Genomic DNA, 26,793 nt, shown 5'->3' with positions numbered 1-26,793 from the left:
AAGAGGATGCTATCCATATGAAACACATCATTGCAGTGCTTTTGGAGAACGAACCCGGTGCACTCTCCCGGGTTGTGGGTTTGTTTTCCGCGCGGGGTTACAACATCGAGTCACTTACCGTGGCGCCGACTGAAGACCCAAGTCTTTCCCGTATGACGATTCAAACGACAGGTTCGGATGATGTGATTGAACAGATCACTAAACATTTGAATCGCCTGATTGAAGTCGTAAAAGTCGTGAACCTTACCGAAGGCTCCTATATTGAGCGGGAGTTGATGATGGTGAAAGTTCGTGCTGTCGGTAAAGAGCGCGAAGAAATGAAACGAATGGCGGACATATTTCGTGGTCGGATCATTGACGTAACAGAGAAGAGTTACACCATTGAGTTGACCGGAGATCAGTCCAAAAACGACGCCTTTCTTCAAGCGATTGAACGAGGTGCCATTCTTGAGACAGTGAGAACTGGCTCTAGTGGCATTGGTCGTGGTGAGAGAATTTTGCGGGTGTGACGGTTTGTTCTGTGCGGGCGCTTCGGCAGGCTCAGCGCGCACAGTTTTATTGGCGAGTGTGTAATTCAATCGCTCTGAGCTGGGTTTGTTTTTTCAACTGGGCGCTATTCGCCACAATTTAATTCGGAGAGAGAAATGAAAGTTTTTTACGACAAAGATTGCGACTTGAGTCTCATTAAAGGTAAGACGGTTGCAATCATTGGGTATGGCAGCCAAGGCCATGCGCATGCCCAAAACTTGAATGACAGTGGTGTCAAGGTGGTCGTTGGTTTGCGCAAAGGCGGAGCATCTTGGGGTAAGGTAGAAAAAGCTGGCTTGCAAGTTGCTGAAGTTGCAGAAGCAGTAAAGGCAGCCGATGTAGTCATGGTGTTGCTGCCCGATGAGCAGATTGGTGCGGTGTACTCCAGTGAAATTGAGCCAAACATCAAGCAAGGTGCATCCTTGGTTTTTGCCCATGGCTTTAACGTGCATTACGGCCTCGTCACTCCTCGCGCGGACTTGGATGTTTGGATGGTTGCGCCCAAGGCTCCAGGGCACACAGTGCGTGGAACTTATGCCCAAGGCGGCGGTGTGCCCCATTTGATTGCTGTACACCAAGACAAGTCGGGTCGCACGCGTGACCTAGCACTCAGCTATGCTATGGCTAATGGCGGTGGTAAGGCTGGCATTATCGAGACGAATTTCCGTGAAGAAACTGAGACCGATCTGTTTGGCGAGCAAGCGGTTTTGTGTGGCGGTACCGTCGAGCTGATCAAGGCAGGCTTTGAAACTTTGGTGGAAGCTGGCTACGCGCCTGAGATGGCGTACTTTGAATGTCTGCACGAGCTGAAGCTGATTGTTGACATGATTTATGAAGGTGGTATCGCCAACATGAATTATTCGATTTCCAATAACGCTGAGTACGGCGAGTACGTCACCGGCCCTAGGGTTGTGACTAATGCGACAAAAGACGCTATGCGCCAATGTCTGAAGGACATTCAAACGGGTGAATACGCCAAGAGCTTTATTCTCGAGAACAAGGCTGGCGCGCCAACGTTGCTGAGCCGTCGTCGCTTGACTGCTGAGCATCCGATCGAGAAAGTGGGGGCGACACTCCGCGCCATGATGCCTTGGATTGCTAAGAATAAGCTGGTTGATCAAACGCGCAACTAAGCTAACTGTACACATCAAAAAGGGCCACATACGTGGCCCTTTGCGTTTTCACTCCGTGTTGCGGCTCGGTGCGGTACGCTGGCTTACACTTGCAGTGTGTGGTGCCGCCACAAGATGCCGACCTAACACGATGTTCAAGTGTGTTGGGAATAAGTGGGTTTACGAGGGATTCATATGCTAGATCGTGGGAATGATAAAACAGGTGCTTCGGATACCACTTTGATGCGCAAGAGGCGCAAAGGAATTTACATACTGCCGAACCTATTTACTCTCGCTGCGCTCTTTGGGGGCTTCTATGCCGTAGTAATGGCTATGAATGGGCGCTTTGATTTGGCGGCCGTAGGTATTTTTTGTGCCATGGTGTTAGATAGTCTAGATGGCCGTATTGCTCGAATGACGAATACGCAAAGCGCGTTTGGTGAACAGATGGATTCTCTGTCTGACATGGTTTCCTTTGGTGCTGCCCCAGCATTGATTTCCTATGAGTGGGCCCTTAAGGATTTAGGGCGATGGGGATGGTTCGCTGCCTTTGTTTACTGTGCGTGCGCCGCTCTTAGACTTGCACGATTTAACGTGAACACAGCAGTAGTTGATAAACGCTACTTTCAGGGATTGCCTTCCCCTGCGGCAGCGGCTCTAGTCGCTGGATTTATTTGGCTGTGTAACGACCTTGGATATGGCGGTAGCGAACTCACTTGGGCGATGTTTGTGGTCGCGTTGTACTCTGGCCTTACGATGGTAACTAACGTTCCCTTCTACAGCTTCAAAGATGTGCAAATGAAAAAAAGTGTTCCTTTTGCTGTTATTGTTTTGATTGCATTAGCGATCGCGCTGATCAACTTACATCCACCCATCGTGATGTTTGCCGCATTTGTTGTGTACGGCGTAAGTGGATATGTTGTCTACGGACTTAGGCGCTCTCGTGGAGTGCGAACTAGCGTTATTAGTACTTCCACAGATGAACCGGAAGAGCGTGGTTTGCATCGCTAGCTAGTCAGCGAAATCTTTTGTGCGAACTGATGTCATATTTTTCATTTATAGGTATACACAGGTTTGAGGTGGATCCATGTCAGATAAGTTAATCATTTTCGATACTACATTGCGCGATGGTGAGCAATCACCCGGTGCATCAATGACCAAAGACGCCAAAGTGCGCATTGCGCGGCAACTAGAGCGCCTCAAGGTTGATGTTATCGAGGCAGGCTTCGCTGCAAGCTCAAATGGCGACTTCGATGCCATTCAGCTGATTGCAAATACCGTAAAGGATTCAACAATTTGTTCACTGGCCCGCGCCAATGATCGCGACATTTCACGAGCTGCCGATGCATTGAAAGGGGCAAACCGTGCCCGCATTCATACCTTCATTGCCACTTCCGCACTGCATATGGAGAAGAAACTGCGGATGACGCCTGACCAAGTGCTGGAGCAAGCGAGGCAGTCCGTTCGATATGCCCGCAACTTGGTCGGAGACATTGAGTTCAGTCCTGAGGATGGTTATCGCAGCGATAACGACTTCTTGTGCCGCGTGCTTGAGGCCGTGATTGCAGAGGGCGCGACGACGATCAATGTACCTGATACCGTGGGTTACGCGATCCCTGAGCTGTACGGCAACTTTATTAAAACCCTGCGGGAACGTATCCCAAATTCAGATAAGGCGATATGGTCGGTTCATTGCCACAACGATCTAGGCATGGCAGTTGCCAATTCTTTGGCGGGTGTGAAGCTAGGTGGGGCGAGGCAAATTGAATGCACTATCAATGGACTAGGGGAGCGTGCTGGCAATTGCAGCTTGGAAGAAGTAGTCATGGCGATCAAAACACGAAAAGACTATTTTGATTTGACCATGAATATAGACGCCAAACATATCTTGGCAGCAAGTCGCATGGTGAGCCAAATAACAGGTTTTGTAGTGCAGCCAAACAAAGCGGTTGTTGGTGCAAATGCCTTTGCGCATGCCTCTGGTATTCACCAAGATGGCGTTCTAAAGGCTCGCGACACCTATGAAATTATGCGAGCGGAAGACGTCGGTTGGACCAATAACAAAATCGTGTTGGGAAAGCTAAGTGGCCGTAATGCCTTCAAGCAACGACTTCAGGAGCTTGGAATTCAGCTTGAGAGTGAAGCAGAGGTCAATACAGCATTCGCCAAGTTTAAAGAGTTAGCGGACCGCAAGAGCGAGATATTCGACGAAGACATCCTTGCGCTGGTTATCGATGAGAGTGCTTCGCACGACCAAGACGCGTTCGGATTTGTATCCATGTCGCAGCGTAGCGAGACCGGCGAGCGGCCTTATGCGAACATTGTGTTTACCGCTGGGGGCAAAGAGGTGCGGGGCGAATCCAATGGAAATGGACCTGTAGATGCTTCCCTCAAGGCAATCGAAACGCACGTGAATAGTGGCGCTGAAATGGTGTTGTACTCAGTCAATGCAATCAGCGGTTCTACCGAGAGTCAGGGCGAGGTAACCGTACGCCTACAAAGCAACGGGCGTGTGGTAAATGGTGTTGGTGCCGATCCCGACATCGTGGTTGCCTCAGCCAAAGCCTACCTGAATGCCTTAAGTAAATTGCAAAGTAAATCTGAGAGAGTGATGGCCCAAGGCTAGATGAACCGGGAAAACTTTACCTTTTTGTTGAGCTTTGGCTTGCAAGTAGTTGATTTAACGCAACTAATTTGAGTAAACTCTAACAATGTGGCCTGCGGTCTTCTGCTGAGTGCTTAGATTGGTGATTGCGTTGGAGTCAACTGTGAAAAATAACCCCGTCGGTTTCCTTGCAATAGTGTTTTTCAGCGCATTGTTGCTACTTAGTCATTCTGTGACATTTGCGCTTCAGCAGTCGTCTGCGACGAAACAAGAGGTCAAGAAGAAAGCCGCGGCCAAACAGCAAGTGGCCAAAAAGAAACCGATCGCCAAGCGCGCAATCGCGCAGAAAAATGCACGTGCCAAAGTGGCATTCGTGCCTTTGAAGCCTTCATTTGGGCAGTTGGCGGGCCTGCACAACGCGCCTGATCCCTTAGACTTGAAGTCTAGCGTAGCCTTCGTCGTAGATCAGGACACGAAAGAGGTTTTGTTCAAGAAGAATGAGTCAGCTGTGCTTCCTATCGCATCTATTACGAAGCTAATGACGGGCGTGGTGGTTAGTGAGGCTAAGCTTGCGATGGATGAATCCATTACTATCACGCAAGCCGATGTAGACACGGAAAAGGGTAGTACGTCTAGGCTGTCAGTGGGTTCGGAGTTGAGTCGTGGAGAACTTTTGCACTTGGCACTTATGGCCAGTGAGAACCGTGCCGCGCATGCATTAGGCCGGACATTTCCTGGTGGTTTGCCAGTTTTCGTGTCACTCATGAATGAAAAGGCACGTGCCTTGGGCATGACAAGTACGCGATATGTTGAGCCTACAGGCTTGTCAAGCAGTAATCAGTCGAGCGCACGGGACTTGGCTACCCTTGTGGGCTATGCGCACGGCGATTCCACGCTGCGCGAATTGTCTACTTCGACTGGTTATGAGGTAGCTGTTGGGCGTCGCACATTGCAGTACAACAATACGAATCGACTAGTTAAAAATCCTGCATGGGACATTGGGTTGCAAAAAACCGGGTATATCAGTGAAGCAGGGCAGTGCTTGGTAATGCAAGCCAGCGTGGCTGGCCGGAAGTTAATCATGGTGTTTCTTGACTCCGCAGGAAAGCTAAGCCGTGTGGCCGACGCGGAAAGGGTGAGGCGCTGGGTGGAATCTATTCCAGCTCAACATGGGAAGGCCGTACCACTGGCTAGCTATTCCTCAAGCCAAGCTACTGCCATCCAATAGACCGCCTACTTTATTGCAAATTGCTTGTAGCCAAGTGTTTGCGAGATTTGGTCGGCGGTGTCTAGTAGCTTGGGCAACCAAGCATCTTCCAATCTTTCTGACGGTGCAGAAATAGAGAGCCCGGCGACCAGTTTACTTTGGTCGTCGTAAATACCTGCAGCCATACAACGGACCCCAAGCTCCAATTCCTCATTGTCGTGGGCTTGGCCATACTGACGAACTTTTGAGAGCTCTCTCTCTAGATCGTTGATTTGCGTAATGCTGTTCTTTGTGTGGCCTTTTAGTCCGGTTCTTGCGGCATATGCGCGGGTACGTTGGGGGTCATCAGCAGCCAGAAACAGTTTGCCGACTGAAGTGAGATGCAAAGGGGCTCTACCACCAATCGCTCTAACAACTTGCATCCCCGAGCGCTCACTATAGGCACGCTCAACGTAAATGATTTCGTCACCTTGACGCATGCTTAGATTGACTGGCTGCTGGATCTGCTTGTGTAACTCTCGCATGGGTCCAAGCGCAGCATCTCTGACATTGAGCCTTCCTTTGACAAGGTTACCAAGCTCTAGAAGGCGCATGCCGAGCCGGTAGCTGCCTGCCTGTGGTCTGTCTACAAAACGTCCGCACACCAAGTCATTGAGAATACGGTGTGCCGTTGATGGGTGTAAATTGGCTTTTTCGCTTATCTCTTTCAGAGGCAGTGCTTCTTCTCTGGAAGCAAGTACATCCATCAGAGTAAACATGCGCTCTAGTACTTGCACGCTTGGAGTGGATGGGATGTCAGAGTCTTTTCTTGTCATAGCGAAGTTGGGCGATCTTACGGGAGGGGAGGGACATCATGGCGCGAGGCATCGTTAATGCTGATCCCGATTTATCCATTGCCCGCCACTATAGAGTTGATATGGCTTGAAACTCGCCTTGTATTTCATTTTTGAACTGGCCTCAATCCAGTAGCCTAAGTAGACATGGGGAAGGCGGTTGCTTCTGGCTTGTTCAATTTGCCACAGCACGTTGTACGTGCCGTAGCTGGCGCTAGGATCTGGCTCATAGAAAGTATAGACAGCGGAAAGAGCGTCTTCTAGGACATCAATAATCGAGACCATTTTTAGTTCACCTAAGCCACCGTCCTCTGCGGCTGTGCGAAACTCAATGAGCCTTGAGTTCACTTTGCTGTTCAGTAAAAATTGGCTGTATTGCTCAACACTGTCTTCGTCCATGCCGCCGCCTGCATGCCTACTATTTTGGTAGCGGCGGTACAGTTCGTAGTGTTCATGCATAAAGCCAAGCCCAAGCGTGCGAGCTTGCAGGTCTGAGTGCTGCGCCCACGCCCTGCGTTGGCTGCGATTTGGTTGGAAGGCACCAACCAATATGCGCAAGGGCAAGCAGGCCGCACATCCATCGCAATGCGGGCGATAGGTGAACACCCCACTCCTGCGAAAGCCTTGCGCCACAAGTGCCGAGTAAGCACTGTTATTGATCATGTGGCTGGGCGTGGCTACCTGGGAGCGTGCTTGCCTGTTGTCCAAGTAACTGCATTCGTAAGGTGCAGTGGCGTAGAACTGTATGGCTTGAATGGGGAGGTCTTTGAGGTCCGTCATTCGGTCATCTTTGCAAAATGGTGTCCCAGTATAGAGGGTTGAACGTCCAAGATGGGCCGGGTTGGTTGGTGGCGACAGAAACATGCCCGGCAAATACTGATCGGGGGATTTCTGAAGCCCCTAACGATGTCAAATGATTGGTGTTTTGCTGACAATCAATCATCTCAATGCCATTTGCGCCGGCCCAAGCCACTAGAGCTGCGAGCGCAATTTTTGAAGCATTCGTTTGATGTGCGAACATGGACTCACCAAATAATGCCATGCCAATGTTGACGCAGTACAGTCCACCGACCAGTTCGCCGTTGATCCATGTCTCAACGCTATGTGCATAACCAGCCGCATGGAGTTGCGTATACGCGTCTACCATGCGAGGCATGATCCAAGTCCCAAACTGATCCTTTCGTTTGGATTGCGCGCAAGACTCGATTACTCTAGCGAAAGCGGTATTCATGCGAATTCCCGCTGAGGGGTTTTGGGTGAATTGAACTAGGGTTTTTCGCATAGATCGATGAACCCTAAAGTCACTCGTTTTCAAAACCATTCGGGGGTCAGGGCTCCACCATAGAATGGGTTGGCCCTCACCAAACCAAGGGAACACCGCATTCCGATAGGCTTCCAAGAGCGTTGGTACGTCAAGTGCACCACCTGCCGCCAGCAGGCCTGGTGCATCAGAGTCAGCTGGCCATGCCATGTCGAGCGACGGAAACGGAGCGCTTGGCTTAAGCCATGCTAGAGGGGGAACCGATTGCTGCATATCTATCGTCAGGAGTTATGTAAAAATTTTCTGATCCGCTTCTAAACTAAGGGTTGGAACGGGTTACAATACTAGCTGTCGGGGCGTAGCGCAGCCTGGTAGCGCATCTGCTTTGGGAGCAGAGGGTCGCGAGTTCGAATCCCGCCGCCCCGACCATTCTTTCAAAATCAAAGGCTCTGAAGTTTTACTGCTTTGGGGCCTTTGTTCTTTGTGCCCGTAGCTCAGTTGGATAGAGCAACAGCCTTCTAAGCTGTGGGTCGGGGGTTCGATCCCCTCCGGGCACACCACCTTTGCGTACTTTAGACTGTTAGCACGCGTGAGCTTACGTTTATTCCTAGCCAGCGATGCGCCGCAGCTGCTAGAGCAGCCGGGTCACCAGTGCTGAACAAGTCGAGACTGGCTTGTTCTGCTAATTGTTTGTTGCCTAGTTTGTTTGCAGCTTCGAGTAATCTCCTCGTTTGACGGGCAACTGGCGCACCACCCTCCATAAACGTGACCGCATTGCCTGTGCCCAAGCGCAGCGAGTGCTCGGCGAAAGGGTAATGGGTGCAGCCAAGTACCAAGGTGTCCATCTCACCATGTTGCAGTCCAAAAGTCCCCATGGCACGCGTATATTCAATGCAAGCCGCGTCTATTTTGATCGCGTCGAACGCTTCAATAGCCGGCACAAGATCAGAGCAGGGTTGCAGCACGAAGTTGGCCTGATCTTGCAGCGAGGTCAGGAGGCGTTTGAATTTCTCGCTGCTCAACGTGCTGCGTGTGGCCATCACACCGACAACCTTGGTTTTGCTATGCGCTACGGCTGGTTTCAGTGCGGGCTCAATGCCGATGATGAATAGGTTTGGATGGGCTTCCCGAAGCACATGAATGGCCGCAGCAGTGGCGGTGTTGCACGCGACAACCAAGGCCTTGATCTGGTGGCGTTCCTTGAACCAACGCGCGATCCTGTGCGAGCGCTCAATCAGGTAGTCGTCGTCGCGCTCCCCGTAGGGTGCGTGGCCGCTGTCCGCCACATAGACGAACCTTTCTTGGGGCAGCTCAGTCCTGAGCGCCCGCAGGACGCTCAGGCCACCCACGCCACTGTCAAACACCCCAATGGGGGAGTTACTGATCTTGGACAAGGGCTTAGCGGGATGTCACCGGGATGTTCTTGAATTCGCCGGTAGCAATCTTCTTCTGCCACTCTGCCGGGCCGGTGATGTGCGCGCTGGTGCCACCGGAGTCCACGGCCACCGTGACAGGCATGTCAACCACGTCGAATTCGTAAATCGCTTCCATGCCCAGGTCTTCAAAGCCCACCACCTTGGCGTGTTTGATGGCTTTGGAGACCAAATAAGCTGCGCCGCCCACGGCCATGAGGTATGCCGACTTGTGCTTTTTGATGGCTTCAATGGCGACGGGCCCACGTTCAGCCTTGCCCACCATGGAAATTAAGCCGGTTTGCGCAAGCATCATTTCGGTAAAGCCGTCCATGCGGGTCGCGGTGGTGGGGCCGGCGGGGCCAACGGCTTCACCGGCTACAGGGTCGACGGGGCCCACGTAGTAAATGACGCGATTGGTAAAGTCCACAGGCAGTTTTTCACCCTTGGCTAGCATGCCCTGGATGCGCTTGTGCGCAGCGTCGCGACCGGTCAGCATTTTGCCGTTCAAGAGCAGGGTCTGGCCTGGCTTCCAGCTGGCTACTTCCTCTTTGGTCAGAGTATTCAGGTCGACTTTTTTGCTGAGTTGGTAGTCGGGTGTCCAGTTGACGTTGGGCCACAGGTCCAGTGATGGCGGATCAAGATACACCGGGCCGGAGCCGTCGAGCACGAAGTGCGCGTGGCGGGTGGCTGCGCAATTCGGGATCATGGCCACAGGCTTGCTCGCGGCATGGGTGGGGTACATCTTGATCTTCACGTCCAGCACGGTCGTCAGGCCACCCAGACCTTGTGCGCCTATGCCTAGAGCATTGACCTTCTCGTACAACTCAAGGCGCATTTCTTCCACCTTGTCCAGCGCTTCACCGCGGGACGACTTGGCTTGCAGTTCGTACATGTCTAGGTCGTCCATCAGGCTTTCCTTGGCCATGAGCACCGCCTTTTCCGCAGTACCACCGATGCCGATACCCAGCATGCCCGGCGGGCACCAACCAGCGCCCATGGTGGGTACAGTTTTCAGGACCCAGTCCACCACGCTATCGCCGGGGTTGAGCATGATCATCTTGCTCTTGTTTTCAGAGCCACCGCCCTTGGCTGCGACAGTCACTTCCACGGTCTTGCCGGGCACGATCTCCGTGAATATCACAGCGGGTGTGTTGTCTTTGGTGTTTTTGCGCAGGAACTCGGGATCGGCTACCACCGAAGCACGCAGCGTGTTGTCGGGGTGGTTGTAGCCTTGGCGTACGCCTTCATTGATGGCGTCGTCCAAGCTGCCGGTAAACCCTTCCCAGCGTACATCCATGCCTACTTTAAGGAACACGTTCACGATACCGGTGTCTTGGCAGATAGGTCGGTGGCCGGTGGCGCTCATCTTGCTGTTGGTCAGGATCTGGGCAATGGCGTCTTTGGCAGCTGGGCTCTGCTCGCGCTCGTAGGCACGGGCCAGATGGGCGATGTAGTCAGTAGGGTGGTAGTAGCTGATGTACTGCAGCGCGGCGGATACGGACTCGATCAGGTCTTTTTGGTGAATGCTGGTCATGGTGGCGGCTCGCGGATTGTTGTGATTAATGGGCGTCTGCAGGCCGACTCATGAGTCGGTCAGTGTAGGCAATCGCCATGGCAGACAACAGGAAGGTAATGTGAATTGCGGTTTGTGCAATGAGTACTTTTTCATCGTAGTTCGCGGCATTGATGAAGGTCTTTAGCAAATGGATGGAGCTAATTCCAATGATCGCGGTAGCTAGTTTGACCTTCAAAACGGACGCATTCACGTGGCTCAACCATTCGGGTTGGTCGGGGTGCGTCTCCAGGTCCATGCGGCTTACAAAAGTCTCATAGCCACCCACAATAACCATGATCAGTAAGTTAGAAATCATCACCACATCGATCAGAGCCAGTACCACCAGCATGATGATCGTTTCGTTTAATGCCACAGTGGTCGTAGTCTCCTTGTAGCCAATGCTTGCTATGAGAGACTGGAGAGCAGCTTGGTTGCCAAATGCGGCTTCCAGCAAGTGCACAAGCTCAACCCAAAAGTGAAACACGTAGACGCCTTGTGCTGCAATGAGCCCAACGTAAAGCGGGAGTTGCAACCAGCGACTAGAAAAAATAAAGGCGGGAAGGGGGCGTAAACGCACGGGAGATTTCGGTGTCGGTTGGGTCATAGAAAGTGTCTTTGGAATCGCTTAATTGTAGAGGTGCAGCGCACCAGAGGGCAAAGTGGTTGTGCGCTCAACGTAGTTACAGTCAGTGACCTGTAAGTGCCACGCTCGACAGTGCTGCAAGTTTGAGTTAATTAACTAAATGAGGATGACATACCGTGAGCGAACAACAGTCCACTATCACTTCTGGCTTGGTTGAGAATCGGGTTTTCCCACCCAGTGAAGCCTTCGTTAAAGCAGCGCGCGTATCGGGGATGCCAGCGTATGATGCCTTGTGTGCCGAGGCCGCACAAGACTTCGAAGGTTTTTGGGCCCGTTTGGCGCGTGAGAATCTAAACTGGACCAAGCCATTCACCCAAACGCTGGATGAGTCCCAGGCTCCGTTTTATAAGTGGTTTGCGGATGGAGAGATCAATGCTTCCGCCAACTGCTTGGACAGGCACATGGGGACTGCGGTAGAGAACAAGACCGCGGTCATCTTTGAGGCGGACGACGGCACCGTCACAAAAACAAGTTACAAAGAACTGCTGGCACGGGTAAGCCAGTTTGCCAACGCTTTGAAGGCCCATGGCATTCAAAAAGGTGATCGGGTATTGATTTATATGCCCATGACGCTAGAAGGCGTGATTGCGATGCAAGCTTGCGCGCGTTTGGGTGCCATACACAGCGTGGTTTTTGGTGGTTTTTCCGCCAAGGCTGTGCAAGAGCGCATCATCGACGTGGGTGCGGTTGCGGTCATCACGAGCAACTACCAAATGCGAGGCGGCAAAGAGTTGCCACTTAAAGCCATTGTGGATGAAGGTATGGCGCTGGGCGGTTGCGAAGCGGTAAAGACCGTTTTTGTCTACCAACGCACCGCAACTGCTTGTCCAATGCTCGCGGGTCGCGACAAGACTTTTTCGGAAGTTTTGGCTGGGCAGTCTGCAGACTGCGCGCCAGTGCCCGTGGGGGCGGAACACCCGCTGTTTATCTTGTACACATCTGGTTCCACAGGTAAACCCAAAGGAGTGCAGCACTCCACCGGTGGTTATCTGTTGTGGGCCAAAGTAACCATGGATTGGACCTTTGACCTTAAGCCTGAAGATGTGTTCTGGTGCACTGCCGACATTGGTTGGATCACAGGGCACAGCTACGTGGCCTATGGCCCCTTAGCGGCTGGCGCTACGCAGATTATTTTTGAAGGTATTCCCACCTTCCCCAACGCAGGGCGGTTCTGGCAAATGATTGAGCGCCACAAATGCTCTATCTTCTACACCGCGCCTACAGCGATCCGCTCGTTGATCAAGGCGGCAGAAGGTGATGCAAAAGTGCACCCGGATCGTTCTGACCTCAGCAGCTTGCGCATCTTGGGCTCCGTCGGTGAGCCTATCAATCCAGAGGCGTGGATGTGGTACCACAAGCATGTGGGCCATGAAAAGTGCCCGATCGTAGATACCTTCTGGCAAACCGAAACTGGCGGGCACATGATGACGCCATTGCCCGGTGCAACGCCCTTGGTCCCCGGTAGTTGCACCTTGCCACTGCCTGGCATCATTGCCGCCATTGTGGATGAGGTCGGAAACGACATCCCCAACGGCACCGGTGGCATTTTGGTGGTCAAGCGTCCTTGGCCCTCCATGATTCGCACGATTTGGAATGACCCTGAGCGGTTTAAGAAGAGCTACTTCCCTGAGGAAATGGGAGGGAAGCTGTATTTGGCGGGTGACGGTGCCATTCGCAGTGCGGATCGCGCTTATTTCCGCATCACAGGTCGGATTGACGATGTGCTCAACGTCTCAGGGCATCGCATGGGAACCATGGAAATTGAGTCCGCCTTGGTGGCCAAGACCGACTTGGTTGCAGAAGCTGCGGTAGTGGGCAGGCCTGATGACGTGACTGGCGAGGCCATTTGTGCCTTTGTAGTGCTCAAGCGTCCTTGCCCTAGTGGAGATGAGGCGAAAGCTATCGCCAAAGAGTTGCGCGACTGGGTTGCCAAAGAAATTGGGCCTATTGCTAAACCCAAAGACATTCGATTTGGTGAAAACTTGCCCAAGACTCGGTCGGGCAAGATCATGCGCCGATTGTTGCGTTCCTTGGCCAAAGGAGAAACGATTACCCAAGACACCTCCACCTTGGAAAATCCCGCCATCCTGAGCCAGTTGGGGCAAACCTACTAAGTAGAGCCTGCTGCGTAGAAAGTAAAAAACCCCGCGTTGGCGGGGTTTTTTACGGAGTCGCGTTGTTCGAACAAAAGTCAAGCGCTTGCCTGGCCAGTCGAGCATGCACCCAATCGCTTACTGGCTCAGAATCCAGCCCACCAATTTCTTAGCCTCGGCTTCAGAGACTTGATTCATGGCGGGCATTGGTACTTGACCCCAGACGCCACTCCCACCCTTCAAGATTTTGCTGGCCAATTTGTCCGCTGCGGACTTATCGCCTTTGTACTTGGCGGCTACATCTTTGTACGACGGACCTAGCAGTTTTTTGTCCACCGCATGGCAGGTCATACAATTTTTACTGGTGGCCAAGGCCAAATCAGCGAAGGCTGGGGCTGTGGAGAGAAGCGCGGCTACGCCAAGTGTGGCGGTCATCAAAGAGCGGTTCATGAATGGCCTTTGGGTTGGTTTACAGTATGTCAACGCGATTGTAGTAACAGAGGTTGACTCTAAGGCATTGGCGCAAAAAAGAACGAGGTGACTATGTATTTGGTTGGAATTGGTGTGGTCTTGCTGTTGCTTAAGTACTTGGAGGTAGCGCCGGTTGCGCTGTGGTCTTGGTGGCTGGTGCTTGCACCGTTTGGTTTGGCAACGGCGTGGTGGTATTGGGCAGATTCGTCGGGCTATACCAAGCGCAAAGCGATGGAAGCGGAGCAAGCTAAGAAGCAATCTCGAATCGACCGCAACAAAGAAGCGATGGGGAACCTCAACGCAAAGAAGCGCAAGTAAACGTTGCGGCCTTTTGCGGTTGAAACGCTCGCCATCGCTTCGAAAAGCCAAGCGTTGAGGGCTTGGCTTTTTTGGGAGGCATTCGGGTCTCCGAGTGCTCAATAGTTGTCGAGTACGGCGCCTTTGCTTGCACTGGAGGCATTGAACGCAAACTTCGCCTGAACACCACGGGTGTAGCGGGGTTTGGGGGGTGTCCATGCTGCACGGCGCTTGGCCAAGACTTCATCGCTCACATTGACTTGCAACAGCAACTGGTGCGCATCGATGGTGATGGAGTCGTTCTCTTCAATCAAAGCGATGTTGCCGCCCGCTGCGGCTTCCGGTGCCACGTGTCCCACGACCATGCCCCATGTGCCCCCAGAGAAGCGGCCATCGGTAATTAGTCCTACGGATTCTCCCAAACCTTGGCCTACCAACGCGCCGGTAGGTGCCAGCATTTCTGGCATGCCGGGTCCGCCCTTGGGGCCCAGATAGCGCAGCACCATGACGTCACCGGCCACAATTTTGTTGGCCAAAATTGCAGCCAAGGCAGACTGTTCGTCATCAAAAACCCGTGCAGGCCCTGTCATCACGGGGCGTTTCAGGCCGGTAATCTTTGCGACGCAGCCCTCTGGGCTCAGGTTGCCCTTGAGAATAGCCAGATGCCCTTGTGCATACATGGGGTTGTTAATCGGGCGAATCACGGTCTGATTGGCTGGTGGCTCGTCAGGAATGTCTTTCAGCACTTCTTCAATGGTTTGGCCAGTGATGGTGAGGCAGTCGCCGTTGAGCAAGCCCGCTTTCAGCAAAATCTTCATCACTTGTGGGATGCCACCTGCTTTATGCAACTCGACAGCCAGCGACTTTCCGCTTGGCTTCAGATCGCACAGCACCGGAGTCTTTTTACGCATGCGTTCAAAGTCATCAATGGTCCATTCCACGTCAGCGCAGTGGGCGATGGCCAAAAAGTGCAGCACCGCGTTCGTGGAGCCGCCAGTGGCCATGATGACCGCTACCGCGTTCTCGATGGACTTGCGCGTCACGATGTCGCGTGGCTTGATGTCTTTCTTGATGGCCTCTACCAAAACCCGTGCGGATTCGCGTGCCGACTTTACTTTTTCGTCGTGCTCATTGGCCATGGTGCTGGAGTAAGGCAGAGAGATGCCCAACGCTTCGAAGGCCGACGACATGGTGTTGGCCGTATACATGCCGCCACACGAGCCGGTGCCAGGAATCGCGCGTTTTTCAATTTCGGTCAGGTCGGCGTCGCTGAGCTTGCCGGCGGCGTTTTCGCCCACGGCCTCAAAGACGCTCACGATGTTCAGGTCTTGGCCTTTGTAGTGACCCGGCAGGATGGTTCCACCATAGACATAAATCGCTGGTACGTTGGCGCGCAACATGCCCATCAGGCCGCCGGGCATGTTTTTGTCGCAGCCACCGATGACCAGCACGCCGTCCATCCATTGGCCTTGCACGCAGGTCTCCACGCAGTCTGAAATGACTTCGCGGCTGACCAGTGAATACTTCATGCCTTCGGTGCCCATTGCCATGCCATCTGAAATGGTGGGTGTGCCGAAAATTTGTGCATTGCCGCCTGCATCCAAGATGCCTGCTACGGCTGCATCAGCCAGCTTTTGCAACCCGCTGTTGCACGGCGTGATCGTGCTATGGCCGTTGGCCACGCCCACCATGGGTTTGCCGAAGTCCTCTGCCGTGTAGCCCATCCCGTAGTACATGGAACGGTTAGGCGCCCGGGACTTGCCCTCGGTGATATTTTTGCTGCGGGGATTCATGACGACAGGTTTGATGTCCATGGTGCTTCCTAAATGGCGTGGGTTGACAATGGTGCGAAGTATGCCCGGCTTGATAATGTGACTCCAATCTCTTTTTTAACGCCTATTAATATGTTTTGCATATGAGTACCTCGCCAAGCCTCGCTCTCATCGACTTGCGTGCATGGCGCCAGTTTGTGGCTGTGGCTGAGGAGTTGCACTTCGGCCGCGCGGCCCAACGTTTGTGTATGACCCAGCCGCCGCTGACGCATGCCATTGCCCAGTTGGAAGCAACTGTGGGGGCTCGCTTGTTTGATCGCTCCAAGCGCAGCGTGCAGCTCAGTGCCACAGGGCGCACCTTGTTGCCGCATGCTATCGATTTGTTACAGCGGGCGACCGAATTGCAAGCGCTCGCCCATTCGGCGGCAGAAGGCAGTGCAGGGCGTTTGAAGTTGGCATTTGTCTCGACGGTGGGGTTTGATGTGCTTCCTCAGTGGGTCATGGCGTTCAGGCAAGCCTGCCCGCTGGTGCAGTTGGAGTTGGTCGAAGCTACTGGCGACGTTCAGCTGCTAGGTATGGAGCGCGGAGAGTTTGACGCGGGTTTCTTGTTGCATGCGCCAGGCTTTGCGCCGGTGGGATTAGCGGGGCTCATCCTCAACACCGACTCGTTGGTTTTGGCGATGCCCGAGCAGCATCCACTGGCCCAAGCACCTGTCGTACAGCTGACGGATATGCTTGCAACGCCGCTGGTCATGTTCCCAAGGCGGATCGTGCCCTCACTCTACGACGCCGTGTTTGGTATGTACCACGCAGCAGGGCTTCTGCCTGCGGTGGCCCAAGAGGCGATTCAGATGCAGACCATTGTGAACTTGGTGTCGGCCGGTTTGGGCGTTGCATGGGTGCCGGCGAGTGTGCGGCAGTTTCAGCGCCCTGGCGTTGTCTACCGGCAGGTGGTCGGTGCCGTGGCGCAGTGCCAAACCAGCTTGGTCTGGCCACATAGCAGCCCAGTACTATCGCGTTTTCTGGAGTTTGCGCCGCCGGGCGCATCCTTGCATAAGCTTGGTGCTTAGCGGCAACGTAATGCCTTGGACTTTTAAGGTGCCTGCTTTGCAGGTGGGGCACTAGCGCGTGCACAATCATGGCCATGCTGATTCATCCACAAATTGACCCTGTCGCCTTGCACCTTGGCCCTGTGAGCGTGCATTGGTATGGTTTGACCTATTTGGTCGCATTTGCCTTGTTTATGTTTTTGGGCTATCGCCGGCTCAAGCACCAGCCGTTTGCCAGCCTAGTTGGGCCCCGGGCATGGGCCTTCAAGGATGTTGAAGACATTTTGTTCTTGGGCGTGCTGGGTGTGGTGGCCGGTGGCAGAGTGGGCTACTGCTTGTTCTACAAGCCTTTGTACTATTTTGAGCATCCGCTGGAGATCTTTGCGGTTTGGCAAGGCGGTATGAGTTTTCACGGCGGCATGTTAGGCGTGATCGTGTCCATGGTGTGGTTTGCCTACTCGCGCAAACGGTCATTCTGGCAAGTGGCTGACTTTGTGGCACCTTGCGTACCTACGGGGCTCGCAAGCGGACGGATCGGTAACTTCATCAATGGCGAGTTGTGGGGGCGGGTCGCCGACCCTAGCTTGCCGTGGGCTATGGTGTTCCGCGGTGCAGGCGATGTGCCACGCCACCCCTCTCAGATCTACCAGTTTTTGATGGAAGGCGTGCTTTTGTTTTGCCTGTTGTGGTGGTACGCGCGCCGAGCACAGCCAGTCGCTGGAGTGGGTACCCCATTGGGTTCTGTTCGGGGGCCTCGCCAAGGACAAGTCGCCGCAGCGTTCTTGTTCGGTTACGGGGTCTTTCGCTTTATTGCGGAGTACTTCCGCGAACCCGACGCCCACCTGGGCTTGCTGTCCCTTGGAATGAGCATGGGCCAATGGCTCTGTGTGCCTATGGTGTTGGGCGGGTTGTTGGCTTGGCTATGGTTAGGCAAGAAAAATGGGTGACTGCTGGATAGAGAATGTAGAGAAAAAAGCGCTTTTCGCCCATCAATGCTGCTTAGCCAGCTATCAAAAACGTAGCGAACGCCGCGCTGCATGCAATGTCACCCACCTAAGGTAAGCGCCTCGCTATGACAGGCCATATCCACTACCAAGAAACTGGCGCTGCTGACCGCCGTATTGCACACCTCATCTTGCACCATGAGGGTAAGTTCAACGCCATGTCGCGCGAGATGTGGCGTGCGTTGAGACAACGCTTTGAATCGATAGCGCGCGACGACGGCTTGCGTTGCGTGGTGGTGCGTGGCGCGCAAGGTCATTTTTGTGCTGGCGGCGACATATCGGAGTACCCCAGCTTTAGATTCGACCCTGTCGCATTGCGAGCGTTCCACGAAGACGAGGTCTGGGGCGCACTGCATGCCATGCTGCAGTGCGATGTGCCCTTAGTGGCGCACATTGAAGGCAACTGCATGGGGGCAGGGCTGGAAATCGCTAGCTGCTGCGACATTCGATTAGCCGGGCAGAGCGCCAGGTTTGGTGCGCCTATTGCACGTTTAGGCTTTCCAATGGCTCCCAAGGAAGCGGCACTGGTGACAGGGGCGGTTGGCCATACAACCGCAAAAGCCATGCTGCTCAGTGCAGCCGTGTTTGATGCACCTCACATGCTTGCGCGCGACTTTCTGACCTACGTCCTGCCTGAGCCCGGGCTGGAGGGCGAGGTTGACGCACTGGCGCAGCGCATCGCCAGTTTGGCGCCAGCTGCTGCACGCATGAATAAACGGACGTTGAGAAGCATGAATATGCCATTGCCGCCCGTAGATAGTGTGGAGTGTGCTATGAATTTTGAATCGGATCATGCGGTGGATACATATGCCTACGCGGGATCTTTTGAGCACAGGGAAGGCATCGCGGCCTTCTTGGAAAAGCGCCCACCTTCATTTTGACCTCGCCTCGCTGGCCTTTCGTGTGACACCTTCTCACCTGCTTTCATTTGATATGCCACTTGCACCACCCCTCGCAACCGAAGATAGCAATCTGTTTGCCGCCTTACGCTCTGCGTTTCCCCAGGACCGTACTCGGTGCGCAGTGGAGACCGATACTGGCTTGCACTACTCGTGGCAAGACTTGGACCAGGCCAGCGCCATGGTGGCCAACTTGCTTGCATCTTTGGAGCTACCGGTAGGTTCTAGGCTAGTGGCGCAGGTGGAGAAGTCGGTGGAGGCCATGGTGCTCTACCTTGCCACTTTGCGAGCTGGGCTGGTCTATGTGCCGCTGAACACCGCCTACCAAAGCGCGGAAATGGACTACTTCATTAGCAATGCTCAGCCAGCAGTCGTGGTGTGCAGCACGGTGAACTTCGGCTGGATTAGCAAACTGGCGTTTGTGTCAGGCACACAGTACGTCTTTACGCTCAATGACGACCGCACCGGGTCTTTGCTCGACCGGGCGGCGGGCCACTCCGCGGTGCACACGCCCGTGCTGCGTGCCCCCAGAGATCTGGCTGCCATCATCTACACCAGTGGTACGACGGGTCGTAGCAAAGGCGCCATGCTGACCCATGGAAACTTGCTCAGCAACGCCCGTACCCTGCAGGCGTATTGGGACTGGCAAGCACCCGGGCATGGCCGGGCAGATGGGGGGGATGTGCTGATCCATGCCTTGCCGATATTTCATGTGCATGGACTGTTTGTCGCTATTCATGGCGCCTTACTGAACGGCAGCAAAATGATTTGGTTGGGTAAGTTCGATCCCAAGGTCGTGCTCAGCAAACTGCCGCAGGCGACAGTCTTTATGGGGGTTCCTACCCTGTACACGCGGCTGTTGGCCGAGCCTGGGTTGACTCGGCAGCTTGCGAGCGGCATGCGCTTGTTCATCTCCGGGTCAGCCCCCATGTTGGTCGATACCTTTGAGGCATGGGAGCAAAGAACTGGCCACCAGGTGTTGGAGCGCTATGGCATGTCAGAAACAGCCATGCTGACGTCAAACCCCTGCAAGGCTGCAGATGGACCCAGACGAGGTGGCACTGTAGGCCCCGCATTGCCTGGCGTAGAGCTGCGGGTGGTAGATGATAAGGGGCAAGCTGTTGCCATGGGTGAGGTGGGCAACATCCAAGTTCGTGGGTCAAGTGTGTTTCAAGGCTATTGGCAAATGCCTGAGAAAACGGCGGAAGAGTTTGCTGCCGACGGTTTTTTCAAAACGGGCGATGTAGGGTGCATCGACGCAGACGGCTATGTGACGATTGTGGGGCGCAGCAAAGACCTCATCATCAGCGGCGGCTACAACGTGTACCCAGCTGAAGTGGAAGGCTTCATCAACGCCTTGCCTGGTGTGTTGGAGAGTGCAGTAATTGGTGTGCCTGATGCCGACTTTGGTGAAGTGGGCGTGGCCGTGCTGGTACCTGAGACCGGAGAGACCATTGATGGCGTTGCAATCCTCAGGCAGCTAAAGGCTACGCTAGCCAACTTCAAGGTGCCTAAGCGTTGCTATGTGGTGCCTGAATTGCCTCGTAACGCCATGGGCAAAGTTCAAAAAAACCTATTGCGCGCTCAATACCTAAACCCATAGCACGTCTGCGGCTTGCGCAGCAAAACAGGGGGCATTTTTGGCGGTGGTCAAACCCAGCGTTCACAGGTATTATGAGTTGCACCACCGCTCGGCTTGACGAAGGAGTGAAACCGTGAAAGTCTCTCAACTGACCGTTCGCAGTGCCTACGAGGCCACCGACTACTCCACCCTGACAGCATTACAGCCCACGCTGGTTTTTGCCTTTGGTTCGGTAGACGCATTGCGCGGCGCGGCGTCTGCCTTGAGCTCGGCTTTCGCAGATTCTCATTTGGTGGGGTGTTCTACCGCCGGTGAAATTTCTCAACAAGGTGTTGAGGATGGAAGTTTGGTGGTCACCGCGCTGCGGTTTGAGCATACGCGCGTCGAGCAGGTAAGTGCTATCCTGGCGGACATGGCTGACTCATTTGCTGCTGGCCAGCGCTTAGCCCAAGGCTTGGAGATCGAAGGCTTGCGGGCCATTTTGATTTTCGGTCAGGGTGTCGCCATTAACGGGAGTGCCGTGATTGGTGGCTTGGCATCTGTCGTTGGGGCGCATGTGCCGATTACCGGTGGGCTGGCGGGCGACGGTGGCGCTTTTTCAAAGACGTGGGTATTGGACGATATGGGGCTGAGCAGCGATCGCTTGGTCTGCGTAGGGTTGTATGGTGAGAAGCTTGAGTTTTCCCATGGTTCTTTTGGCGGATGGTCACCCTTTGGGCCAGCGCGTAAGGTCACTCGAAGCGACAACAATGTGCTTTACGAACTCGATGGTGAGTCCGCCCTAGAGGTCTACAAAAAGTATCTTGGCGACCACGCCAAAGGTCTGCCAGCCTCTGGCTTGCTGTTCCCATTTGCCATGCTAGGTAGTGACCACAATGACGTAGGACTCATTCGCACGATATTGGCGGTGGATGAAGCCAGTGGTAGCCTGACCTTGGCGGGCGACATTGACCCCAACGGCTACTTGAAGCTCATGCATGCCAGTACCGATGCTTTGGTTGAAGGGGCGGAGTCAGCGGCACAGGCCGCGCAAGCCATGCACGCGAATGACAACGACGGCTTGGCACTCTTGGTTAGTTGTGTGGGCCGCAAACTCGTCATGGGTGGGCGAGTGGACGAAGAGGTCGAAGCCGTGGGAGAGGTGTTTGGGCGCGGCGCGACTTTGGCCGGCTTTTATTCCTACGGTGAGATAAGCCCGTTTGCGCCATCGGTTGATTGCAAATTGCATAACCAAACCATGACGATCACCTATTTATCCGAATCTGCCTAGTACCTAGGCTAGCAGGTATATGCACAAGTTGCTGGCCCGCCAGATGAAGCGCCTATTGGGCGTGGAAGAGGCGCAAGCGCCCGAGGTACTGGCAGAGCTTAAGGCCTTGGCCCAGCAGCCTGCGGTGTCCCCAGCGGCGGCGCAGTTACTCAGTGGATTGGCCACTTTTTTTCAACGAGTGGATGATGCCTACCTACAAAGCGACCGCGATCTTGACCTGAAAACCCGCAGTCTGGAGCTGAGTTCGATTGAACTCACACAAAAGAACGAGACGATGCGGGCAGAGATTGCCAGCCGCAACCGTGCCATTGAAAGCCTGCGGAACACAGCACGAAGCCTTATGGACGTGGACGATGCTGATCTCCTGCAAACCCAGGACGATGACTTAGAGAATCTTTCGACCTTGATGAGTCAGCTCTTTCAGCAAAAGCACGAGAGCCAACGCGACCTGCAAGCCGCACTTACCGACTTGGCCCACCAAAAGTTTGCGTTGGACCAGCACGCTATCGTGAGCATTACCAACGCAGTGGGCGACATTGTGTATGCCAACGACAAGCTCATAGAGATCAGCGGGTATTCCCGGGCGGAGTTGCTCAATAGCAACCACCGCATGATCAATTCCGGTGTGCAGGACCAGGCGTTTTTTGCCAATCTCTGGGAAACCATTACCCAGGGCCGCGTCTGGCACGGTGAGATCTGCAACCGTGCCAAGGCCGGCCATTTGTATTGGGTGAATGCAACCATCGTTCCACTGAGTGACGAAACCGGTAAGCCCCATATGTACATTGCCATTCGCACGGACATTACCGAGCGAAAGAGCATGGAGGCGAAGATCAAGGGCGCAGAGGCTAGGCTGCGCCACATCACCAACAGTGTGCCAGGCGTTGTGTTTCAGTGGCACGTCAGTGCAACAAGCTACCGATTTACATTTATCAGTGAGCGCCTTCAAGAGGTGCTGGGCTTGCAACGCGAAGCCTTGCTTGCGGACCCATCACTGACAACCCGACAGATCGTTGGCGAGGATCGCCCACGGGTGGTCGCAGGGGTTTTAGCGGCGGCCACCAATCGCACCGCATGGAGCGGCGAGTATCGTGTGCGCTTGCCTGATGGCGCGGTGCATTGGATTCGTAGTGAAATCATTCCAGAGTCTGACCTCGCGCCTGATGGGAGCACCGTGTTCACTGGAATTTGGCAAGACGTCAGTGTGCTCAAGGACGTCGATCTTCGCTTGCGTAACGTCACGCAGAACATTCCCGCAGCAGTGTTTCAGTACACCTTGTCAGCGCAGGGGCGTTTCTTGATTCCTTTCATGAGTGATGGCATGGAACGCATCTGTGGTGTCTTACCTGAAGACGTTGTGGCGGATGCAGACTCGTTTACGGGGTGCATCCACCCGCTAGACAAAAAAATGGTGTTCCAAACCATTGAGTCGTCTCAGGCACAAGCTAGGTCTTGGAGCATTGATTTTCGTGTCATTCACCGCAAAACCCAGGAAACCCTATGGGTGCATGGTGAGGCCAATGCAAGTCCTCAAGATAGAGCGAATGGGGTATGGAATGGCTACTTGACCGATGTCACGGTTGCCAAACGCATTTCAGCGGAGCTACAAAAAGCCAAGGAAGACGCAGAGTCCGCAAGCCGGGCCAAGTCTGATTTCTTGGCCAATATGAGCCACGAAATTCGTACCCCCATGAACGGTGTCATGGGTATGACCGAGTTGCTGATGGACACTGACCTTGACGATGAACAGCGCGAGTATTTAGGGATCGTACAGTCCTCGTCTGAAGCGCTTTTGGTCGTGATTAACGACATCCTCGATTTTTCCAAAATTGAGGCGGGCAAGCTTTTGATTGAGCACATTCCGTTTCATTTAGGCCGTACGGTCAACGACAGCCTCAAATCCTTGGCCCTGCGCGCCCAGAGCAAAGGGTTAGAGTTGGTATGCGACGTGGACGCTGATGTGCCATTGAACCTGCTGGGGGATCCTGGGCGGATCCGCCAAATCTTGCTCAACGTGGTCGGCAATGCCATTAAGTTCACCGAGCACGGGGAGATTGTGGTGCGTGTGGCTTTGGCAACGAACGGTGCTCGCCGCCTAAACGCAAGTAATGACCGTCTGCTGCACATGACCGTGAGTGACACCGGGATTGGAATACCGCAAGACAAGCTAGGCAGCATCTTTAACGCCTTTTCCCAAGAAGACAGCTCAACGACGCGCAAGTATGGTGGTACCGGCTTAGGTCTTACGATTTGTGATCGTTTGGCCCAGGCTTTGGGCGGGCGCATTTGGGCGGAAAGCGAGTTAGGCAAAGGCAGTGTTTTTCACTTGGAAGTTTTGGTGGCGCTTGATCCGCATCCGGCACACGCTGACGAGCCCTTAGCATTCACGCCAAACTTGGAAGGTCGGCGCCTATTGGTGGTTGACGACAATGACGTCAATCGCCGGGTGTTGACCAACGCGTTGCAAGGCGCGGGTGCTTTGGTCGTGGATGCAGCGTCGGGTGGCACAGCTTTGTCGCTTTTGGCGCAAACAACCCCAGACCCAGCTTTTGACCTTATTTTGCTCGATGCGCAAATGCCTGAAATGGACGGCTTTGCAGTTGCGCAAGAGCTGTCTTTATTGCCACACGCTGCGCAGATCCCGATGATCATGCTGTCGAGCGCTGGCATCAAAGGCGACGCAAGCCGAGCCAAAAATGCCGGCATTGCGGGCTACCTTAACAAGCCGATTGCCAGAGATGAACTCGTCTTGGCGGTATGGCGTGTGCTGGGTGCGGATACCACCGTACCCCAAGAGCTGCTGACCAGGCATTCGTTGTTGGACTCCCAAGTGCGTTTAAAAGTGCTGGTGGTGGAGGACCATGTAGTCAATCAGCGGCTAGCGGTGTCTTTGCTTAGCCGCTGGGGCCATGATGTGCAGCTTGCCGACAATGGACAGATCGCCCTAGATGTTTTGTCCCATACCAAGTTCGATGTGATTCTCATGGACATGATGATGCCTGTGATGGACGGCATGGAGGCTACCCGCCGATTCAGGGCAAGCGAACTAGGGCCGCGTACGCCAATTGTCGCCATGACGGCCAATGCAATGGCTTCCGACCGGCAACGCTGTCTAGATGCTGGGATGGATGATTACTTGTCGAAACCTATCAAGGCACTCGATTTGAAACTCCTCTTGGACAATTTGCATGCGCAAGGAAACACGGAGCTGGTTACGGATTCAACTGTGGAGGCCTATGAGGGGGCGGACGCCACAAAGCATCTAAGCAATGGGCCGCAACACTTTGACTACGCAAAGGCATTGTCAACCCAAGACATGGAGTTGGTTGACATTGTTTTGCAGCCGTTTCTAGAGCAGTGGCCCTTAGATATTGAAAAAATTGAGTTGGCATTGGCTGCCGGAGACTTTAAAACGATTCTCTTTACGGTCCATGCATTGAAGGGCACTTTCATGATGTTTGGTGCCGAGCCCGCCAGTCAATTGGCGGCGGATTTACAGACCTATGCGTCGCAAGAAGATGTTGTGCTTATCTCGGAGCATTTGCCTCAATTCAAGGCTGAGGTTGCCCAGCTAATATTTGTCTTGCGTGAGCACGGATTGCTGTAGGCTTAGCGCCTATTCACTATTTCATCATGGAAGAGCACACTCCAATGATCCAACATGTGTTGATCGTGGATGACACCGAAGTCAACCTCGTTTTGTTTGGGGCCTTGGTCAAAAAGCTGGGAAACTGCGTGGAGCATGTGTTCTCGCAGCCCCTAAAAGCACTGGAGTGGGCGGCTGAGAATGACATCGACCTGGTGATTGTCGATTACATGATGCCCGAGATGGATGGCCTGCAATTCATCAACCACTTTCGTGCTCTAGCGGGCTGTGAAACGGTGCCCCTTCTCATGATTACGGCCAACGACCAAAAGCAAGTGCGTTACCGGGCCTTAGACTCGGGGGCCAATGACTTTTTGACCAAACCGGTTGATAAAGTTGAGTTCTTGGCGAGGGCAAAGAACATGCTAGTGGTGAACGAGGCCAACAAACATCTCGCCCAGCGTGCTACTTGGTTGTCTGAAGAGGTGCGCAAGGCCACCGCTGAAATTGTGGCCAGAGAGCGAGACACGGTGATTCGCCTTTGCAGGGCCGCCGAGTATCGCGATCCAGAGACGGGTGCACACATTTTGCGAATGGCGCACTTCTCAAAGCTGATTGCTGCAGGCTTGGGTATGCCATTGGCACAACAAGAGCTCTTGCTAGAGGCCGCACCCATGCACGACATAGGAAAAGTGGGTATCAGCGACAACATTTTGCTAAAGCCCGGACGCCTGGATGAGGCCGAGTTTAATGTCATGAAGCAGCATGCCCAATTTGGTTATGAGTTGCTAAAGGGCAGCTCATCTTTGGTCTTGCAAACCGGTGCTGATATCGCGCTGGGCCACCACGAAAAGTTCGACGGATCAGGTTACCCGTCCGGGTTGAAAGGAGAAGAGATTCCGATCTTCAGTCGCATCGTCGCTGTGGCTGATGTGTTTGACGCCCTCACCTCCGAGCGACCATACAAGAAGGCTTGGACCTTGGAGGCTGCCGTAGAGTTTCTGGTGGCAGGCTCTGGGCAGCATTTTGATCCACAGTGCGTCAACGCGTTTTTGAGTGCATGGGAGCAGGTGCTCGAGATACGTGATCATTACCAAGGTTAGTTACACCGCCCTTTGACACACGGCTCAAAGTCAACGGGCAAAGTTATTTGAGTACCAAGACGGGGACATTCGCGTGGGTGAGCACTTGTTGGGTTTCACTGCCTAGTAACAGGCGCTTGATACCTCGGCGCCCGTGAGAGGCCATCACAATCAAATCACATTGGTGCTTTTTTACAGTGGCCAAAACAGCGTCGGAAACTACGTCCGACTTAACTACAACAGCCTTGCAAGTTACGCCTTTGGCGCTTGCCGACTTGGATACCGCGTCCACCACGGCCTGTGCATCATCTGCCCATTGTTTTTCTACCCTAGCCACTTCGCTGGCTTGCAGGGCAATCGCACCTTCAAAGTAGCTTTGGGGATAGCGCGGCACCACTTTGAGCGCAATTAACTCTGCACTACTAAGTGCCGCCAAGGCTATGGCACTACTGACTGCTTTTTTGGAAAGTTTAGAGCCATCGGTCGTAACGAGTATGCGTTGGTACATCAGAAGTCCTTGACGGTTGAA

At 53.9% G+C, this 26,793-nt stretch carries 23 protein-coding genes and 2 tRNA genes; 16 read left to right on the top strand and 9 right to left on the bottom strand.

Annotation, left to right across the window (positions count from 1 at the left end):
- Positions 1 to 17: 17 nt before the first annotated feature.
- The 5 genes from ilvN (at position 18) to EXZ61_RS12060 (ending at position 5,473) form a co-directional block, all read left to right on the top strand.
- Complete coding sequence (ilvN, locus tag EXZ61_RS12080) at positions 18 to 509, top strand: acetolactate synthase small subunit (RefSeq protein WP_142812007.1); 492 nt, start codon at positions 18 to 20, stop codon at positions 507 to 509.
- Between the two features lie 135 nt (positions 510 to 644).
- Positions 645 to 1,661 carry a ketol-acid reductoisomerase gene (ilvC, locus tag EXZ61_RS12075; protein ID WP_142812006.1) on the top strand — a complete coding sequence of 339 codons (1,017 nt, stop codon included), beginning with the start codon at positions 645 to 647 and terminating at the stop codon, positions 1,659 to 1,661.
- 174 nt (positions 1,662 to 1,835) lie between these two features.
- Positions 1,836 to 2,651, top strand: a complete 816-nt coding sequence (pssA, locus tag EXZ61_RS12070) for a CDP-diacylglycerol--serine O-phosphatidyltransferase (RefSeq protein ID WP_142812005.1) — start codon at positions 1,836 to 1,838, stop codon at positions 2,649 to 2,651.
- A 76-nt stretch (positions 2,652 to 2,727) separates the two neighbouring features.
- Complete coding sequence (locus tag EXZ61_RS12065) at positions 2,728 to 4,266, top strand: 2-isopropylmalate synthase (protein WP_142812004.1); 1,539 nt, start codon at positions 2,728 to 2,730, stop codon at positions 4,264 to 4,266.
- Between the two features lie 142 nt (positions 4,267 to 4,408).
- Complete coding sequence (locus EXZ61_RS12060; protein WP_237218946.1) at positions 4,409 to 5,473, top strand: serine hydrolase; 1,065 nt, start codon at positions 4,409 to 4,411, stop codon at positions 5,471 to 5,473.
- A gap of 5 nt (positions 5,474 to 5,478) precedes the next feature.
- Here EXZ61_RS12060 and EXZ61_RS12055 read toward each other — a convergent pair whose 3' ends face one another.
- From EXZ61_RS12055 to aat, 3 genes are read right to left on the bottom strand one after another with little or no spacing between them, the layout of a single operon-like run.
- The gene (locus tag EXZ61_RS12055; protein ID WP_142812003.1) at positions 5,479 to 6,267 is read right to left on the bottom strand and encodes an IclR family transcriptional regulator; all 789 of its coding nucleotides are present in this window, start codon (positions 6,265 to 6,267) and stop codon (positions 5,479 to 5,481) included.
- A 54-nt stretch (positions 6,268 to 6,321) separates the two neighbouring features.
- On the bottom strand, positions 6,322 to 7,065 hold the full coding sequence (locus EXZ61_RS12050) for an arginyltransferase (protein ID WP_142812002.1): 744 nt from the start codon (positions 7,063 to 7,065) through the stop codon (positions 6,322 to 6,324).
- Between the two features lie 4 nt (positions 7,066 to 7,069).
- Positions 7,070 to 7,756, bottom strand: coding sequence for a leucyl/phenylalanyl-tRNA--protein transferase (aat, locus tag EXZ61_RS12045; RefSeq protein WP_237218945.1), 687 nt, complete (start codon positions 7,754 to 7,756; stop codon positions 7,070 to 7,072).
- Positions 7,757 to 7,898: 142 nt separating this feature from the next.
- Here aat and EXZ61_RS12040 point away from each other — a divergent pair.
- Positions 7,899 to 7,975 (top strand) — tRNA-Pro (locus EXZ61_RS12040).
- 54 nt (positions 7,976 to 8,029) lie between these two features.
- Positions 8,030 to 8,106 (top strand) — tRNA-Arg (locus EXZ61_RS12035).
- Positions 8,107 to 8,118: 12 nt separating this feature from the next.
- Here EXZ61_RS12035 and murI read toward each other — a convergent pair.
- The 3 genes from murI to EXZ61_RS12020 are packed head-to-tail and all read right to left on the bottom strand — an operon-like array spanning position 8,119 to position 11,120.
- Positions 8,119 to 8,940 (bottom strand): glutamate racemase, encoded by an 822-nt coding sequence (gene murI, locus EXZ61_RS12030; protein ID WP_237218944.1) that lies wholly within the window; start codon positions 8,938 to 8,940, stop codon positions 8,119 to 8,121.
- Positions 8,941 to 8,944: 4 nt separating this feature from the next.
- Positions 8,945 to 10,495, bottom strand: a complete 1,551-nt coding sequence (locus tag EXZ61_RS12025) for a fumarate hydratase (RefSeq protein WP_142812000.1) — start codon at positions 10,493 to 10,495, stop codon at positions 8,945 to 8,947.
- A 25-nt stretch (positions 10,496 to 10,520) separates the two neighbouring features.
- A complete protein-coding gene (locus tag EXZ61_RS12020; protein WP_142811999.1) occupies positions 10,521 to 11,120 on the bottom strand; it encodes a TIGR00645 family protein in 600 nt (199 codons plus the stop codon).
- A gap of 155 nt (positions 11,121 to 11,275) precedes the next feature.
- Between EXZ61_RS12020 and acs the strand changes: the two genes are divergently transcribed.
- The gene (gene acs / locus EXZ61_RS12015) at positions 11,276 to 13,273 is read left to right on the top strand and encodes an acetate--CoA ligase (RefSeq protein WP_142811998.1); all 1,998 of its coding nucleotides are present in this window, start codon (positions 11,276 to 11,278) and stop codon (positions 13,271 to 13,273) included.
- Positions 13,274 to 13,390: 117 nt separating this feature from the next.
- Here acs and EXZ61_RS12010 read toward each other — a convergent pair whose 3' ends face one another.
- On the bottom strand, positions 13,391 to 13,702 hold the full coding sequence (locus tag EXZ61_RS12010) for a c-type cytochrome (RefSeq protein WP_142811997.1): 312 nt from the start codon (positions 13,700 to 13,702) through the stop codon (positions 13,391 to 13,393).
- Positions 13,703 to 13,795: 93 nt separating this feature from the next.
- Here EXZ61_RS12010 and EXZ61_RS12005 point away from each other — a divergent pair, with 93 nt between their 5' ends.
- On the top strand, positions 13,796 to 14,041 hold the full coding sequence (locus tag EXZ61_RS12005; protein WP_142811996.1) for a TIGR04438 family Trp-rich protein: 246 nt from the start codon (positions 13,796 to 13,798) through the stop codon (positions 14,039 to 14,041).
- Between the two features lie 98 nt (positions 14,042 to 14,139).
- On the opposite strand, the gene ilvD is transcribed toward EXZ61_RS12005, so the two are convergent.
- Positions 14,140 to 15,834 carry a dihydroxy-acid dehydratase gene (gene ilvD, locus EXZ61_RS12000; protein ID WP_142811995.1) on the bottom strand — a complete coding sequence of 565 codons (1,695 nt, stop codon included), beginning with the start codon at positions 15,832 to 15,834 and terminating at the stop codon, positions 14,140 to 14,142.
- Positions 15,835 to 15,935: 101 nt separating this feature from the next.
- Here ilvD and EXZ61_RS11995 point away from each other — a divergent pair, with 101 nt between their 5' ends.
- The 7 genes from EXZ61_RS11995 (at position 15,936) to EXZ61_RS11965 (ending at position 26,285) form a co-directional block, all read left to right on the top strand.
- Positions 15,936 to 16,862, top strand: a complete 927-nt coding sequence (locus EXZ61_RS11995) for a LysR family transcriptional regulator (RefSeq protein WP_142811994.1) — start codon at positions 15,936 to 15,938, stop codon at positions 16,860 to 16,862.
- Between the two features lie 74 nt (positions 16,863 to 16,936).
- Positions 16,937 to 17,788, top strand: coding sequence for a prolipoprotein diacylglyceryl transferase (lgt, locus tag EXZ61_RS11990; protein ID WP_142811993.1), 852 nt, complete (start codon positions 16,937 to 16,939; stop codon positions 17,786 to 17,788).
- 125 nt (positions 17,789 to 17,913) lie between these two features.
- On the top strand, positions 17,914 to 18,726 hold the full coding sequence (locus EXZ61_RS11985) for an enoyl-CoA hydratase/isomerase family protein (protein ID WP_142811992.1): 813 nt from the start codon (positions 17,914 to 17,916) through the stop codon (positions 18,724 to 18,726).
- A 52-nt stretch (positions 18,727 to 18,778) separates the two neighbouring features.
- The gene (locus EXZ61_RS11980; protein ID WP_142811991.1) at positions 18,779 to 20,347 is read left to right on the top strand and encodes a malonate--CoA ligase; all 1,569 of its coding nucleotides are present in this window, start codon (positions 18,779 to 18,781) and stop codon (positions 20,345 to 20,347) included.
- Positions 20,348 to 20,459: 112 nt separating this feature from the next.
- Complete coding sequence (locus EXZ61_RS11975; RefSeq protein WP_142811990.1) at positions 20,460 to 21,596, top strand: FIST signal transduction protein; 1,137 nt, start codon at positions 20,460 to 20,462, stop codon at positions 21,594 to 21,596.
- A 19-nt stretch (positions 21,597 to 21,615) separates the two neighbouring features.
- Positions 21,616 to 25,203, top strand: coding sequence for a response regulator (locus EXZ61_RS11970; protein ID WP_142811989.1), 3,588 nt, complete (start codon positions 21,616 to 21,618; stop codon positions 25,201 to 25,203).
- A gap of 26 nt (positions 25,204 to 25,229) precedes the next feature.
- Complete coding sequence (locus tag EXZ61_RS11965; protein WP_237218943.1) at positions 25,230 to 26,285, top strand: HD domain-containing phosphohydrolase; 1,056 nt, start codon at positions 25,230 to 25,232, stop codon at positions 26,283 to 26,285.
- A 43-nt stretch (positions 26,286 to 26,328) separates the two neighbouring features.
- Here the strand turns inward: EXZ61_RS11965 and EXZ61_RS11960 are convergent, their stop codons facing one another.
- Positions 26,329 to 26,772: a universal stress protein gene (locus EXZ61_RS11960; RefSeq protein WP_142811988.1), complete on the bottom strand. Its 444-nt coding sequence runs from the start codon at positions 26,770 to 26,772 to the stop codon at positions 26,329 to 26,331.
- Between the last annotated feature and the right edge of the window lie 21 nt (positions 26,773 to 26,793).

Origin of the sequence: Rhodoferax aquaticus, from assembly GCF_006974105.1 — a bacterium.
Classification (GTDB): domain Bacteria; phylum Pseudomonadota; class Gammaproteobacteria; order Burkholderiales; family Burkholderiaceae_C; genus Allorhodoferax; species Allorhodoferax aquaticus_A.
The sequence above is the reverse complement of the archived record's forward strand: the minus strand, read 5'-3'. Positions and strand labels throughout refer to the sequence as shown.

What these genes read in the sequence shown, in the direction of transcription:
- ilvC (WP_142812006.1), top strand. Translation starts at nt 645, where the DNA reads ATGAAAGTTTTTTACGACAAAGATTGCGACTTGAGTCTCATTAAAGGT.
- ilvD (WP_142811995.1), bottom strand. Translation starts at nt 15,834, where the DNA reads ATGGACATCAAACCTGTCGTCATGAATCCCCGCAGCAAAAATATCACC.
- pssA (WP_142812005.1), top strand. Translation starts at nt 1,836, where the DNA reads ATGCTAGATCGTGGGAATGATAAAACAGGTGCTTCGGATACCACTTTG.
- EXZ61_RS12025 (WP_142812000.1), bottom strand. Translation starts at nt 10,495, where the DNA reads ATGACCAGCATTCACCAAAAAGACCTGATCGAGTCCGTATCCGCCGCG.
- ilvN (WP_142812007.1), top strand. Translation starts at nt 18, where the DNA reads ATGAAACACATCATTGCAGTGCTTTTGGAGAACGAACCCGGTGCACTC.
- EXZ61_RS12050 (WP_142812002.1), bottom strand. Translation starts at nt 7,065, where the DNA reads ATGACGGACCTCAAAGACCTCCCCATTCAAGCCATACAGTTCTACGCC.
- EXZ61_RS11985 (WP_142811992.1), top strand. Translation starts at nt 17,914, where the DNA reads ATGACAGGCCATATCCACTACCAAGAAACTGGCGCTGCTGACCGCCGT.
- EXZ61_RS11960 (WP_142811988.1), bottom strand. Translation starts at nt 26,772, where the DNA reads ATGTACCAACGCATACTCGTTACGACCGATGGCTCTAAACTTTCCAAA.
- EXZ61_RS12065 (WP_142812004.1), top strand. Translation starts at nt 2,728, where the DNA reads ATGTCAGATAAGTTAATCATTTTCGATACTACATTGCGCGATGGTGAG.
- EXZ61_RS12010 (WP_142811997.1), bottom strand. Translation starts at nt 13,702, where the DNA reads ATGAACCGCTCTTTGATGACCGCCACACTTGGCGTAGCCGCGCTTCTC.
- EXZ61_RS11970 (WP_142811989.1), top strand. Translation starts at nt 21,616, where the DNA reads ATGCACAAGTTGCTGGCCCGCCAGATGAAGCGCCTATTGGGCGTGGAA.
- EXZ61_RS11965 (WP_237218943.1), top strand. Translation starts at nt 25,230, where the DNA reads ATGGAAGAGCACACTCCAATGATCCAACATGTGTTGATCGTGGATGAC.
- EXZ61_RS12020 (WP_142811999.1), bottom strand. Translation starts at nt 11,120, where the DNA reads ATGACCCAACCGACACCGAAATCTCCCGTGCGTTTACGCCCCCTTCCC.
- EXZ61_RS11995 (WP_142811994.1), top strand. Translation starts at nt 15,936, where the DNA reads ATGAGTACCTCGCCAAGCCTCGCTCTCATCGACTTGCGTGCATGGCGC.
- aat (WP_237218945.1), bottom strand. Translation starts at nt 7,756, where the DNA reads ATGGCATGGCCAGCTGACTCTGATGCACCAGGCCTGCTGGCGGCAGGT.
- lgt (WP_142811993.1), top strand. Translation starts at nt 16,937, where the DNA reads ATGCTGATTCATCCACAAATTGACCCTGTCGCCTTGCACCTTGGCCCT.
- EXZ61_RS12005 (WP_142811996.1), top strand. Translation starts at nt 13,796, where the DNA reads ATGTATTTGGTTGGAATTGGTGTGGTCTTGCTGTTGCTTAAGTACTTG.
- EXZ61_RS12055 (WP_142812003.1), bottom strand. Translation starts at nt 6,267, where the DNA reads ATGACAAGAAAAGACTCTGACATCCCATCCACTCCAAGCGTGCAAGTA.
- EXZ61_RS11980 (WP_142811991.1), top strand. Translation starts at nt 18,779, where the DNA reads ATGCCACTTGCACCACCCCTCGCAACCGAAGATAGCAATCTGTTTGCC.